This window comes from Vibrio lentus (genome assembly GCF_002875945.1).
Lineage (GTDB): Bacteria > Pseudomonadota > Gammaproteobacteria > Enterobacterales > Vibrionaceae > Vibrio > Vibrio apostichopi.
The window spans coordinates 11,374-25,916 of the sequence record NZ_MCZK01000116.1 but is presented as its reverse complement, the minus strand read 5'-3'; the positions used below and the strand labels follow the sequence as shown (position 1 = coordinate 25,916).

General features: G+C 46.6%; 11 protein-coding genes. All 11 read right to left on the bottom strand.

From position 1 onward, the window contains the following. Positions 1-5: 5 nt before the first annotated feature. Positions 6-701 carry a substrate-binding periplasmic protein gene (locus BCT49_RS12425; protein WP_102435529.1) on the bottom strand — a complete coding sequence of 232 codons (696 nt, stop codon included), beginning with the start codon at positions 699-701 and terminating at the stop codon, positions 6-8. Between the two features lie 2 nt (positions 702-703). Next, positions 704-1,837 carry an ABC transporter substrate binding protein gene (locus tag BCT49_RS12420; RefSeq protein ID WP_102435527.1) on the bottom strand — a complete coding sequence of 378 codons (1,134 nt, stop codon included), beginning with the start codon at positions 1,835-1,837 and terminating at the stop codon, positions 704-706. Continuing rightward, positions 1,834-4,029, bottom strand: coding sequence for an MFS transporter (locus BCT49_RS12415; protein WP_102435525.1), 2,196 nt, complete (start codon positions 4,027-4,029; stop codon positions 1,834-1,836). Before BCT49_RS12415 ends, BCT49_RS12420 begins: the two co-directional genes overlap by 4 nt. Before the next feature lie 9 nt (positions 4,030-4,038). Continuing rightward, positions 4,039-5,193 carry a D-alanine--D-alanine ligase family protein gene (locus BCT49_RS12410; RefSeq protein ID WP_102435522.1) on the bottom strand — a complete coding sequence of 385 codons (1,155 nt, stop codon included), beginning with the start codon at positions 5,191-5,193 and terminating at the stop codon, positions 4,039-4,041. Between the two features lie 144 nt (positions 5,194-5,337). After that, the gene (gene tssH / locus BCT49_RS12405) at positions 5,338-7,944 is read right to left on the bottom strand and encodes a type VI secretion system ATPase TssH (protein ID WP_102435520.1); all 2,607 of its coding nucleotides are present in this window, start codon (positions 7,942-7,944) and stop codon (positions 5,338-5,340) included. A gap of 8 nt (positions 7,945-7,952) precedes the next feature. Next, a complete protein-coding gene (locus BCT49_RS12400; protein WP_102435518.1) occupies positions 7,953-8,936 on the bottom strand; it encodes a type VI secretion system baseplate subunit TssG in 984 nt (327 codons plus the stop codon). Next, the gene (gene tssF, locus BCT49_RS12395) at positions 8,918-10,699 is read right to left on the bottom strand and encodes a type VI secretion system baseplate subunit TssF (protein ID WP_102435516.1); all 1,782 of its coding nucleotides are present in this window, start codon (positions 10,697-10,699) and stop codon (positions 8,918-8,920) included. Before tssF ends, BCT49_RS12400 begins: the two co-directional genes overlap by 19 nt. Continuing rightward, positions 10,692-11,108 carry a type VI secretion system baseplate subunit TssE gene (tssE, locus tag BCT49_RS12390; RefSeq protein ID WP_102435514.1) on the bottom strand — a complete coding sequence of 139 codons (417 nt, stop codon included), beginning with the start codon at positions 11,106-11,108 and terminating at the stop codon, positions 10,692-10,694. Before tssE ends, tssF begins: the two co-directional genes overlap by 8 nt. Further along, a complete protein-coding gene (locus BCT49_RS12385; protein WP_102435512.1) occupies positions 11,105-12,460 on the bottom strand; it encodes a type VI secretion system contractile sheath domain-containing protein in 1,356 nt (451 codons plus the stop codon). Before BCT49_RS12385 ends, tssE begins: the two co-directional genes overlap by 4 nt. Positions 12,461-12,507: 47 nt before the next feature. Continuing rightward, on the bottom strand, positions 12,508-13,989 hold the full coding sequence (tssC, locus tag BCT49_RS12380) for a type VI secretion system contractile sheath large subunit (protein WP_102435509.1): 1,482 nt from the start codon (positions 13,987-13,989) through the stop codon (positions 12,508-12,510). Next, positions 13,989-14,498 carry a type VI secretion system contractile sheath small subunit gene (gene tssB / locus BCT49_RS12375; RefSeq protein ID WP_102435507.1) on the bottom strand — a complete coding sequence of 170 codons (510 nt, stop codon included), beginning with the start codon at positions 14,496-14,498 and terminating at the stop codon, positions 13,989-13,991. Before tssB ends, tssC begins: the two co-directional genes overlap by 1 nt. Positions 14,499-14,543: the final 45 nt, after the last annotated feature.

Sequence of the window (14,543 nt, the reverse complement as noted above, 5' to 3'; positions counted from 1 at the left end):
TGGAGTTAACGACACTGAGAAACCGCCTCGTTAAATTCATTTAAAAAGTGGGGGTATTTCTTAGTAAATGCTTTGGAGAAATACACCCCCAATGGATTCGATTTGACCCGTGTTCGAGAAATCGCTCGATAACTGATACCCATTTTTTTTATCGTCTCGTCAATGACAGCGTCATTGCCCAATACCGCTCCGACTTCCCCGTTCAGCATTAACTCAATTAGGGCTTTTGGCATCCTTGGTTTTTTACTCATGCGGTAACCGTTTTTCTGTAGCCAAAACCATTTATTTGAGCCAAACAGTGCCGCGACTTCAACCTGAGATTTGAACATTGCGTTGTCTAACTCTGTTGAATCAGAGAGCGAAAACCAACTCCAATTCTGTTGCTCAAGTGGCGCAGAATAATCGGCATACTCATCACGCTTGCTGTTACGAGATGCAAGAAAGAAACCATGTTGTGAGCCAACCTCTGTCATGAGCTGGGCTCTATCCCACTTAGTCATCGTGAGCTGATACGGCTGGTCCATCACTCTCATGACACACTTCACTCGTTCTATCCCCGGCCCTTTCATTTCCCCGTTTTCTTGGTACTGATAAGGAAACCATTCTTGGGTTGCGAGTAGTAATCGCTCAGGGCGCTGATAGGCCAAAACAGGTTGGCTAAGCACGGTCAACATAACGGCACTAAAAACGACACGTATCATGGTTAATGGCTCTCCATGCTCATACCAGCAGAACGCACTAGCTTGCCATCTTGCGAATAGATATCGCTGGCCATTTCAATCAGTACAAACGGAAGCTGCGTATCAACATGACCTGCTTGTTTAAAGCTAATCGAGATGTCTGGTGGCGACAGCACTCCCACAGGCAGAGAGGCAGGATCTGCACCCTTTTTAAGTACTTCAAGGCCGTAAAGTGCCGCTTGGTGGGCATTGTTCTCAAACCCTACGCCAACAGACATCAGCGCACTTTGTTGCGTACCATTAACCGCATCAGGCACTGCAGTTAACAGAGGAAGCTGCTCTGAATACAGGTTGATCTCATCAAGTCGGTTAAGAAGACTTGAGCTACCCGTTAGCCAAAGCAAGGATTGACGTAAATTGCCATCGTTAACCTTCATCGATTCAACGGTGGTTTGCATCACGTGTTGAAGAGCAAGCTCAGGATTATTCTCGTCAACTTCGATAGGAAAGACTGTCACTCCTTGCTTCTCAGCCTCTTTTTGAAGTGGCAAAAACTGTGTGAGATAAGCGCTGGTGTTCGACTTGGCGTACAGCACACCAATTTGAGTCAGGCTTGGTTTAAAGCGACGTAAAAAGCTCAGCGTAATATCAGCAGGCAAATTCAAGGAGGTGTAAGCAAAGTTGTTGCCGCTTGAGTGATAGTTATCCGTCAGGCCCAGTAACACCGGATCTTTTGCGTTCACCGATACAACCGGCAGCTTACCTCCAGCGTAAACCTTATGCAGTGAGACGGTCGCACGAGATCCAACCGTGTAGATAATGTTCGCCTTTTTATCGGCAGCTTTCGTCCAAGCGACCAGTTCCTCTTGGCTTGTAGGTAAACGAAAAGCACGAAATGAAACGTTAGGTATTTCTCTGCGAAACACTTTTAAGATGGTCGACAACGCAACATCATACGAGTCCGCTTTTCGAGAAACTAAGACCCAAACCATCGGATGTTCACCACGTGGGGCGAACAATACATCACTGTCATTGGCATTGATTTCCCACTGTACCGCCTTCTCAGCTTGTAAGTGTTCACCCAACCACTCAGGCCAATCCGCCAAACTCACCGATGAGGATACAGCTAGTACCAAAAGTAAAATCAATCGAGTCATGCTTTCGTCTCCTTTTGTGCACCACGGTCAAACAACCACATCAACAAGCCAGCTAAGGTAAAGAATGCTGAAAGCGCAAAGAATGCGTAGTCCGTTCCGAGGTGAGTAAGCAAAGCACCGACAACAACCGAACCCAACACATGACCTAGCCTTTCCAAAAATCGGTAAGTAGAAGCAACTGAGTTGGCATTTACGCCTTGAGTTGTGGTCACCACATGAGTCACAACTGGGGCATTAATAAAGCCGTGTGAAACACCCATGACTAGCATTGCGAACGTTGCGACGAGGACAAGATAGGTTATGTCTTCAAATAAGAAGGCAGAAGAAAGAATGGCCAAAGCAACAGCGCCAACGATGCTTCCCAAGCAAAGCGCCCATTTTGCAGAGCCAATACGGTCAATCATTGGCGAGACCTTGCCACTAATGAAAAGCACAGAGAATGCATAAGCCATCAGCACCTGACCGATACTTTCGCGCTCGACGCCTACATCAGAAAGAAGGATTGGCACAGCAAAGAATACGACACCAGTTAGCATCATTTTAGTTGGGATACCAACAAGCAACATGGTGCGCATGAATGACGGTACACGCATCAAAGCAGCGGAATCTTTTAACATCATCGCAAGGTTCTCTTTGAGTGAACCTTGAGCATTCCCCTGAGGAATCATCGACGGTAGCGACAACGCGAACAAATACATCAGGCCACCAACTAAAGCCGACAACATGAAGATACCTTGCACGCCTACGGTATCAGCCAACAAGGCACCGATTGCCGCACCAGAGATAAATCCAGCATTGAAGCAAAATACGATGATGCCAGCGGCTTGTGTCTTGTTAGATTGATCACTGCAACGCAGAATGTAACCTTGAACGGCAATAAAGATCGTCGCTTGCCCAACGCCAGAGGTGAATCGAGCAATAAGCACCATCGCTAACTGGGACTCGTACGCGAGCAACAGACAACCAGCCGCGGATAATAGAATACCCACGCCAAGTACTTTGCGAATATCAAACACTTCAACTAGACGCGAAGCAGGCAATAGCGTTGCAGCAAAACCGACAAAGTAGAGTGTAAAGAAGTAAGACGACCAACTTTCACCCGCGCCATTCTCTACCGCGATTTGCGTTAAGTACTGAGGTAAAACCGGTGCCATTAACGATTCCATCAGCACCGTAACCAAAAGCAACGGCTTAACCTGTGCTAGTACAATATCGTTTTTTGGCTGTTGCTCTGAGTGGCTCAGCAAGCGAATAAAAGCAAAGCAAATGAACGCACAACCTGTAAATAGAATGGCAAAGTTCTTTAGAATGCGTACCAACTGCGCAAACAGTACTTTAGGGAAAAAAGCGACCGTCACCTCATTCCCTTTCGTATCGCTGACCAGAAATTTGGCCATTTCATCAACTGACATACTGTTCTGCGCTGTACTTTTGGCGATCAACTCAGATCCCTGAGCAACAGAAATGGAAGAGACTTCTGGGTTTGACTGACGAAAACTGTCTAGCATCTCATCGATGCCACTCACTTGACGATAGCTGATCCCTGCATTCAGTACTGGGGCCAAACGTTGAGTAACAATGTTCGCCATGGAGTCAGCCTTGTGCTCCAAGCCGGATTTGTACAATGCACCGACCATCAATAGCACGCTCGCCGACATGGCTAAGAACACACCACCAAATGCAGTGAAGTAAATCTTGGGATTTTGGCTACGCAATACAAAGAAGATAAACGCAGCGGTCAGTAAAGCCACCAGCAGCACCATCGGCTGGAAATGCCTATCGATGCTCCTTTCGATTTCTTCACCACTCAGCCAAACCTCCAAAGCACCAACTTGAGCGAATTTATTGCTCAAAGGGATAGTGACTAAGCTGCCAATAAAGTTGTCATCAGTGTAGCGATATAGCTCTTGCTGCCCAGAAATCACTCGGATATCAACCACAGAAGAATCCGCTTTCGCGATTGGCGATAGCACTTTCTCAAGACCAGCAAAGTCCTGAAGCGGCACGCCGGAACTCAGAACTTGTTCTATACCAATTCGGGCGGCTTCTGTTTGGGCTAAAATCGCATCACGGCTCTGCTGTTGATAGCTTTTCAATGCTTGTGCATACCCAACGACAAAGATCAGCATTAATGATAACAGAACCAGTAATGCTCCGAGCAACAAGCGGCTATATTGCTTAAAAGAGTTCAAAGTTCACTCCTAACACACACTTAGAGCGTCGAATTGCTCATTGAGGCAATGCGCAACCGACATTGGTCGTTTTTGCTTAAGGAAAGATAATCGGTTAAACACCAACGACTGAACTAGGTCTGTGTAATCGATACCCTCACGAGCCAAATCATGGCAGACCAAACTTACCTTCTCTCCCTGCGGACGTTTTAGATCCGGTTTTGGATTGGTTTCCAGCACATAAAGGTTGCCTTCTTTGTCCATTCGTAAGTCCACTCTCACTAAGGTTTGAAGGCCAAGCTGGCGATAAATCTTCTGACCGATCAGTGCTAACTGACTGCGTAACCCCTCCTCATTAACAGCAACCAAACGGTCTTGAGTGATCGGCTTTACATCCATAGAAGTAAAAATCGGCTCGTCAGCATCCAGTACACGTTCAGTAATTGAGAAAGCCATCGGCATTTCAGACTGCGTCAGTTTGCCTTCTTTAAAGACATACTCTCCCGCAACAGCAACAACAAACTCTCGCCCCCCAAGGAAAGGCTCAATCATTACTGTGTTCCCCGTCGCTTGACGTACATGCTCTACAACACCCGTGAGATCATTACGGTTAAAAACAGGATAAACATGGATTGAAGCTCGGCCAGACACTGGCTTAACAATGAAACCATCTTTGAACTGAGCTTCAATTTGATCGATCGCATCTTGCTTTGCTGCATCTTCAAAATGTTCATCAATACCAATGGTGATAAATGGTGCAGTCGGCAGTCCAGCGGCTTTAATTTCATGCTTAAACAGGTGCTTGTTATCCAAGATCCCTGCCGTCATTGGCGAGTGCCCTACATAAGGCACGCCCAGCATTTCCAATGTAGAAGGCAAATGACACATGGAGTCAAAACCTTGCAAACCACCACTGTTCGTAATCACCAAGTCAATACCTTTATCTTTCAGGCACTGCGCTAAGTTGATGTCTTCAGCTAACACCTCCACGAACTGGAAATTAGATTCACGCAGTGCATTAGCAATATCGTGTGCAACAGGAGCATACGTTTTGGTTGAGCGAGGGCTCAAGTTTTCAAAGATAAAACTGCCGTCCTGCTCTTTATCCCCACCGTGAATCACTGCGATTTTTAAGTTCTTGCGAATCCATTCCAATTGTTGCGTAGAAAAGACTGAATGCATCATCTGTTAGTACTCATAATGTTGTGCTGCTAAAAGGGCGCGTTAAACACGGCCTGCAACAAAAAGCGTTAATAAAATTACGTTATTGTTTTAGTTGGGTTTATATACAACCCCATTGCTTTTTTTGAGGTCTGTCGCCTCTTAATGCTATTGAATCTGAATCTTAAATCTGCCTTCTTCAACGTGAACAGTGACCGCTTCTATCGGCTTGTTCTCACTCATGCGAACAATGCATTGATTCGCTAAATCCGGCATAAGTTGACGATTGATCAGTTGCTCAACGGCACGAGCGCCTGTTTCAGGTGAATCGTTCATATTGACCAGCAGGTCAATCACATCAGGGTGAAATTCAAAACTTGCTTTGTAGTGGGATTGAACGCGCTTGCGAATGCGGTTCAGAGACAAGGTTGCAATTTGCGCCATTTCTTCATCGTTCAAAGGGAAGTAAGGCACGATGGTCGCACGGCCAAGAAATGCTGGTTTAAACTGTTTTTGCAGCTCAGGGAAAATAGACTGAGTCAGAGTCGGAATATCCGGTCGACTATTTTCACATGCATTAACAACAGCACTGTCTGCCGCGTTTGATGTCATGATGATGATCGTATTACGAAAATCGATGTGTCGACCTTCACTGTCCGAGATAGAGCCTTTATCAAAGATTTGATAGAAGATGTCGTGCACACCAGGGTGGGCTTTTTCCATTTCATCCAGCAGCAGTACTGAATATGGGTTCTTACGTACCGCTTCTGTTAAGACACCGCCTTTACCGTAGCCAACATAACCCGCAGGAGAGCCTAAAAGCATCGACACCTTGTGCTCTTCTTTAAACTCCGTCATGTTGATGGTGGTGATATTTCGCTCACCACCGTATAGCAAATCGGTAAGCGCCAATGCAGTTTCGGTTTTACCCACACCACTTGGACCACACATCAGGAATACCCCAACAGGTTTACGTGGGTCAGTTAAACCTGCACGCGACAAGCGAATTGCTTGTGAAAGCTCTGCTATCGGCGTTGTCTGACCAATCACTCGCTCACCGATACGAGTCTCTAGGTGCATCAACTTCTCAACTTCTTGGCTAAGCATGTTGCCCACTGGAATACCCGTCCATAGCGCCACCACTTCAGCGATGGTTTGCTCTGTTACCTGTGGCAAGACTAATGGCTGCTCACCCTGGATCTCTCGCAGGGCTGCCATTTTGTCTGCTAACAGGATTTTCGCTTCATGCGATATCACCGAGCCATTTTCTTTTAGCTCAGCGTCTAAGCCAGACTGCAACTCAATAATCTCTTCCACCAAGAGGCGCTCTGCGTTCCAAGAGCACTCAAGTGACTGATGCTCTTGCTCTAAAGCCGCCAATCGCTGTTTTGCTTCTTCCAAGCGTACGCTTTCAATCGACCACAATGCCGACTCATGATGTAACGTTTCGATCTCGTTGTTGGTGTAGCGGATTTTTTCTGCAATGGCTTCCAACTGTCTAGGTGCCGCACTTTGGCTCAACCCAATGCGTGAACACGCTGTATCTAACAGGCTAATTGCTTTATCAGGTAACTTACGCTCAGGAAGGTAACGAATAGAGAGAGCGACTGCGGCATCAATGGCTTCTTGCATGACTTTAACGCCATGGTGCTTTTCTAGGCTGCGCTTCACGCCGCGAAGCATGTGGATAGCATCTTCTTCATTAGGTTCATTAACTGCAACGACTTGAAAACGACGAGTCAGCGCGGCATCCGATTCAAAGTACTGTTTGTATTCTGCCCATGTGGTCGCTGCAAGTGAGCGAAACTCGCCACGCGCAAGCGCTGGTTTCAGAATATTAGCTGCATCATTCTGGCCCGCTGCGCCACCCGCCCCAATCAGCGTATGTGCTTCATCGATAAACATGATGATCGGCGTCGTTGACTGCTTGATCTCATTGATCACATCTTTAAGGCGGTTTTCAAACTCACCTTTGATGCTCGCACCTGCTTGCAAAAGGGACAAATCGAGGCTGCGCAGCTCAACGTTCGCAAGCGCAGGTGGGACATTGCCATTCACAATTTCTTGGGCAAGACCTTCAACAATGGCCGTTTTACCTACACCTGGGTCACCAACGAGGATCGGGCTGTTTTGACGGCGGCGGCACAAAATATCAATGGATTTGCGAATTTCATCTCCGCGCCCTGTAATAGGATCCAACTCGCCATTACGAGCTGCCTCTGTCAGGTTTTGCGAGAACTTGTCCAAAGCTGGCGTCGCTGAGTCACCACCGGTTGGGACCATGCTCTCGGTAGACAATGAGACTTCACTGGGCCCGCTGATCACCATCGACTGACTGCGTAACCATTCAAAAGACAATACTGACACCCACGAGCTCAACACGCCGTTGTAAGCGCTTTGGTCCAGACGCTGCTTCAGCACCATCAGCAGATGAAATTCATTCACCACCGATTGCTGATTGTTTAATGAAGCAAGCATCCATGCATCTTTAAGCAACTCAACCAACTCAGGTGACAAAGAAGGTGAAGAGTCATTACCACGAGCCAAGTGCATCAGACGGTCATTACAACGCTCCAACATCGACTCTTTGGCCATTGATGCTTGCTGCAGTGCGACCTCCCAGTCTTTGGACTGCTGTAACAACTGAACAAACCAATGCTCAGCTTCTATCGCAAAGTGTCCTTTACTTACACAATCTCCAGCAGCCGTTTCCAAGGCACTTTTTAGTAACGGAGTAAGCCTTTTGACCAAGCTTTGTAGTTCAATATTTATCATTCTGTTTCCTAACTTTTCGTCAGTGGCATTTCAACAAACTGTTGACGATCTGATTGATGACTCATCCACGCGGATTGACCAATTCTTAACGCTTTTTGGTGACAGCCTGATAGCTTCACTCTTGGTAGATACTGGCTATTTACCTTCATATAGAGTGCAAACTTGGTATTCACTCCCATATAGCTTCTAACCATATGGTCCAGCGCAAGAACCATCTCTTTGTCACTGCGTATTTTTAAGTAATGCTGATAGTCTTGAGGGCAAATTTTTATGTTGAGTTTCTGCCCCGTCATTGGCGTCGACGTCCCGACCAACGCGCCCATTCCCAATTGATGATTGTTTCCAGCTTGGCCAATTTGAGTTAACGAACACTCTGTGAGAGGCAAATACTCTAGGCCACTGCGTTCAACCTCAAACTCCGACTCGAAGTAATCTTCTAGCATCGACTTAAGCGCCAATGGGCAGGTTAATTTCAACCCTAATAAGCCGGTGTATTGCACCAAATGATATTCCGACATTGGTGCCTTATCTCCAGTCTGTCCAGCCAAACTGGAAAGCATTTCAGTAATAGATTGACGGTCACGATTCCAATGAAACGCCTCTTCCTCAATCTGATACGTCAGCTCGTGCTTTTGCTTTGTTTCGCAGTACAAGCGGTAGTAACGGTTATTAAACATGTCGAAGAAGTCGAGTGGCGCTTCATCGCCAAGTTCAAAACGCGCTTTTAGTGCATCGCCATACATCGCTCTTGGCATCGAACCAGAGTTGCCAGACAAAGCCGCCAATGATGTCTTTACCGTAAATTCACCCTCTCGCTCCGAAGTAACCGTAGAGACTTCTGCTTGATAGTAAGCTGGGAGAATTTCCGCACTGAACCTCACTTCAGGTCGCTGACCCTTTAAATGAGCCTGATGCTTGAAGATCTGCCACGCTTTTTCTAGCTGCCCCTCAAACGCACCATAAGCGAAACGGCTTACAACAAACTCTTGCACCCAGTTCTCCTCGGGAAGGACAGGTAAACACCGTCTTGGCCTTCCAAATAAATATCTACTTGAGTAAAGCTGTTGAAGCCTGCGAAATAAGCGAAGAAGTAGTCAAGCAAATGACCAAAGAGCGATACGCCTCCATTAACATTGCTTGCGTCTAACGTCACCGAAATTTTTGTGCCGTAAGCAAAACATGTTTTTCCTGACACACGGATCGGAGCCACCACTTGCTCCTGCTCGATATTTTGCAGGGACTCGATATAGATGTGGTTTTGCACCGCTTGGTTGTGATTATACAAATCAAACACATTTTTCAGCGTAGCGGTTGGGTCATCCGTCCCTAGAATTGCGTGATAGTTAAAGTGCAAATGGCAAAGCAGTGCCCATACATTCTTATTTGCATCACGACTACGCACTGGCAAGGTTGGGCGGCGCAGCAAGTTCATAGCCGCTGGAATCGTAAGAGATTCCCGACATGTCACTTGGCTGTTTACAGGCAATGAGCCCGCTCGAATGCCGTCAGTAGCGGTTGTCGTCACCGACCAAACTCTCGACGACATTGTGGCACTAACATGCCCAATATCAGCCACTTTTAAGCCACTGCGAAGCACGCCTCTTTCGTGGGTATCCTGTTCGAGCTGCCAACGAAGTGCAGTCTCTGTACTGTTGTACTTGTCTCCGTAGATCTGACAGACCTTAAACGGTTCGCCCTCCGTCACGTCTAGCACCTCATCAACAGAAAACAGTTCCAAATCATTACCCTGGCTTGCATCAAGATAAATTGGGTACTGCTTTTGGGTCAAGTCGATTTGCAGGGGTTCTGACACTTTGGTTTGCAGGTTCACCAATGGTGTACAAAACAGAGAAAAATGTTGTGCTTGAATGCTACGAGCTTGCACCACGCTCATCTCATTCAAGAAAATCTGAATACGAAACTCTGAGCCGATTGCATGTTGCATGACATTGCCAAGGTCTAATTTGAATCCTTGAAATCTTTCAGGGAACATGAAGAACTCGGTCAGCAACTTAAAGCCACCAAAGCTTGCTGCTTGATACGGTAAAATAGTGTCATTCACATCGAAACCAATTGGCTGTAGTGCAAACTTACCTAATGAGTAGCTCTTGCCATTATTCTGGATACACACCTGACAGCGCCCATGGGCGAGTACATCATACAAACGCAACGCGAAGTGGCTTTCACCTTTGAGATGCAGTTTCAACTGATCAATATCCAGATCACGCAACTCGATACCGCTGTCGGTTGCCTTAATCGTCAGCTCCAACATCGCTTTTGCGTTTTCTGCACCCGCAGGCTTCGCCAGTTCAAATGGCGCAAACAGCACTTCAGCCGAAGCAACTTGAATTGGAAGCAGCGCTATATCTTCGGAAGTGCGAAACACCACTGGCTCACCAGATTCGCTCGCGACATCGAATTCTGTGCCTTTAGGAATACTGTGCTTTGCATTCGCTTCTTCAAAAATAGCGAAGTCCAACATGCTGTATGACGGCACTGGCCTTAGATAATGCGGGAACAACAAGTTCACCAAGCTTTCTGTCAGCTCTGGGTAAGACTCATCCAAGCGCTGCTGCAGTTTGCCGTTCATCAAGGCAACACTTTCAATTAAACGCGCGATCTGAGGATCATCAATACTGTCTTTACGCATTCCCAACGCACGAGCCGTCCCCTGATGACGTTCCGCGAACTGAGAGGCTTCATTGCGAATAAAGCGCAGTTCCTGTTCAAAATAGGAAAGCAATGAATCAGACAAAATTCGAGTTCCTTACATCTAGTTTGTTGCTGCTCAAATCCAAAAAAGAATCTAGTACGATCGCCTCATCACCGAGCTCTGAATGCACCACGGCGGAAAGGCGAAAACTCAATTGATTGCTACCCAATTCCCCTTCTTGAACATCAATCTCTACCTGGCTCAGGCGAAGTTCGAAGTTTCGGATCAGCACCTCAATTTCTGCGACAATATCACTGGTGTTGTTTTTACTTTGAGCGCGAGCCATGTTACGCATACCGAACTCGGCAATCGTTCCTTTTTCCGATAAAAACATCTCTGAGCACAGAGGTGCTCGGCTGGAAATAAGATCACAGACGTTATCAACAATTGCATCTCGAACGCTGTCGATATCGTCATTCCAGCTTTGGGTTAACTTAGCCATTAAGCTCATGATGTCTCTCCAACCTCAGTGCCAGATACCGAGGTAGTTAACACCACTTTCGCATCCATCATTTCGTATTGATATTGAGGCTGAAGCATGATCTCGCATAGGTAGCGGGTTTTATCATGAGGAGCCTCTTCAATGCTTACATAGCAAGACCTCAGCGGGTATCGGGCAAGTACGGCATCCTCACCATAATTGACGTTGCTAATAAACTGCTCTAGCCATCGTTCTAGACTACGTCGACAACTTTCTGCGCTGTCATATCGACCAACTTGGTCACGAATTTGAACCTTGATGTAATGGGCAAATCGGCAAGCCATTAGGTTGGTTTGGAGCATACCGAGCTGACGTTGAGCTTCATCAGGTGCTTGCCAAACAGATTGATTGCTAAAGAAACCTTTATGGCCACTTAAGTAAATACTGGTTAAAGGCATGAACCCTTGGGATGACCAAAAGCCATCATCTTCACTGTAGATGTCTACCTTGGTCTTAAGCTCTTTTGAGTCCTGAACGATAGCCCCATATGAACCTGTCTCATCGTAAGAACGCAGGAATCCAAACCAACTGATTCGGTCAAACTCTCGCATTACATTACCGAGCAAGAGGTAAGCGCTGCTGCCCCATAAGGCATATTTCTCTTGCTGGCGTTCGTTAAAAACAAATCCAGCCTGATATTGACGATATGGTTGACGAATCAAATGTTCTGGCATCACCAAATGCAAAAATCGTGATGAGTTTTTTTCTCGTAGCAGCTGCCATGAAACAAAATCTCGACTAGTAAGAATGCGATTAATTCTCGCACTGTCGTGAAGCAGCCTTCTCGGTTCATCACCAAAGAAAAACTCGTCGGTTCCGAGCACCATTGGGCAAAAAGAGAGCTCCCCCAGCTCAGAGAGCAGTTGAAGGGTGTAGAGATCGTCATACTCCTGATCATCGGGGTAATCAGCCGAGACCTTGTGGTCGACCATCACCATGCCAAATGGGCTACCACCGGCGGTATCCAGCTCATTTGAATACAGTTTTCGGTATAGGGATGACTGCTTTAGATCGAAAGAGTAATTGAGATCTGCCGAAACCATACTCCAACTCAAGTCGAGCATTTTGATTTTGACTCGACGTTGGGATACTTGCAGCTGCGCTAACGATTTAAGCCCCGTCCAAGAGGCTTCTAACTGCTTATAGTTAGGGTGTTGGATAACGTCCGACAACTGTTCACTTATTGACGTATCAATCTCGGAGATCAAACGAACCAACAATGCTTTGAATTGAGTCACCGACTGACTTCTCGCGCACAGTAACAGCTCCTGCCAGGCAGGATTCTCAGCTAAAATGCGGTCAAATTCGGAATCTGTATACATCAGCAACTCAGTTCAAAACATTCGAGGACAGCGCCCCCGAATAGAAGTTAGCCAGGAATGTTCGCAACCATTCGTAGTGAAGTGGTTAGCTCTTCCATTTGCAGCCAAGGGCGTAAGTAAGCCACTGCAGAGTAAGCACCTGGGCGTCCAGCTTGCTCTTCTACTGTCACTTTCGCTTCAACCAATGGATGTGTTGCTTTCGCATCGTTACCAATCGCATTTGGGTTAACGTATTGGTTGATCCAAGAGTTCAACTCTTTCTCAACGTCGTTTGGATCTAGGTTTGAACCAATACGATCACGGCCCATTACTTTTAGGTACTGTGCGATTCGGCTGCTTGCCATTGTGTATGGAAGACGTGCTGAAATTGCCGCGTTTGCCGTTGCATCTGGGTCTGTGTACGTTTTTGATTTATGCGCAGTCTGAGCCCCCATAAACACCGCGTAGTTGGTGTTTTTGTAGTGAACCAGTGGCAAGAAGCCAAGATCACTCAGCTCTTTCTCACGCTCATCCGTTAGGTTAACTTCTGTCGGACATTGCTGTAGCAAGTCACCGGCATCAGAGTAGTGAGTGAAGTTTGGCAGGTTCTCAACTTTACCGCCGTTCTCAGTACCGCGGATCGCCGTACACCAACCGTACTTGGTGTAAGCTTGAGTCATCAGAAGACCAAACTCATACGCTGCATTGCTCCATACAAAATCGCCGTCTGAAGACACAACTTGCTGACCGTTGTCGCGAGTTTGAAGCTCTTCAAATGCAAATGATTTAACTGGAACGGTTTCTGCACCGTAAGGAAGGCGAGCCATCGTTTTCGGTAGAGTCAGAGCAACGTAGCGTGAATCATCGCTTTCACGGAATGCATTCCAGCTTGCGTATGCTGGCGAATCAAAGCCCGCTGCAACTGGTTTGCCTTCAGAAAAGCTACTGAATGCGTTGAAGTCGAACATACTTGCATTCGCCGCAGCAACGAAAGGTGCGTGAGATGCAGAAGCAACTTCACCCATGTAACGTAGCAGAGCTACGTCTTCATCACCATAACCAAATTCGTAGTCACCTAGCAGTGCGCCGTATGGCTGACCACCAGCTGTACCAAATTCTTCTTGATAAACCATATTAAAGAAACGGCTGCGATCGATCGCTGGTGCATCTTCAAATTGCTCTAGCAATTCATCTTTGGTGTAATCCGCCAGTTTTATTTTCAGATCTGGGCCTAGCTCGCTGTTTTTCACAAGCTTTTGCAAACCTAGCCATGAGCCTTCCATTTTTTGGAACTCACCGTTTTGCATCACCGTTGACAGCTGCTCAGAGATTTTACTGTCTAGCGCACTGATTGCTTTTTCAATCGTCAGCGTTAGGTTCTTATCCCAAGTCACTGTACCTTCCAGCGCTTGAGAAGCCATGATGCTCAATAGCTCTTTTGTCGTATCTACTGGTGTTTGTGCTGTTGCGTTGATCGCTCGGTCAAGAAAGCTCTGCGTTGCTTCTGCTTCAGTAGCACCTTGTACTGCTTGTTGTTCTACTACAGACATTATTCCGCTCCCTCTTTGCTCAAACCTAGTTCTTGAGCTAAACCATTGATGGCATCTGCGCTTTGCAGAACTTCTTTCAGTAGACGCTCAAGATCTCTCGAACGATCGGCTTTGCTTAGGAGTACTTTTAGCTGGTTACGTGTTTCAACCAACTGCTTAAGCGGCTCAATTTGATCAACTAAGTTCTCTGGGTGGAAATCTTTCATCGAACGGAAACTTAAGTTCACTTCAAACTGGCTATCATCATTAGCTAGCTTGTTATCAACTTTGTACGAAAGGCGTGGGTGAATTTGCCCCATCACTGTATCGAAGTTGTCTTTATCGATACCCGTGAACTCTCGCTCTTCTAAATCAACTTTTTCTGGTTCTGGTTTGTGGCCTGAAAAATCGCCAATTACGCCAACAACAAACGGCAGCTCTTTCGTCTCTACAGCGCCATTCGTTTCAACATCATAGGTGATGCTGACACGGTTTTTACTAACGCGCTTATGTTGTGAGTTCAATGCCATAACAACGGTGTCCTAAAATGAGATATTCATGAAATAGACATGCCA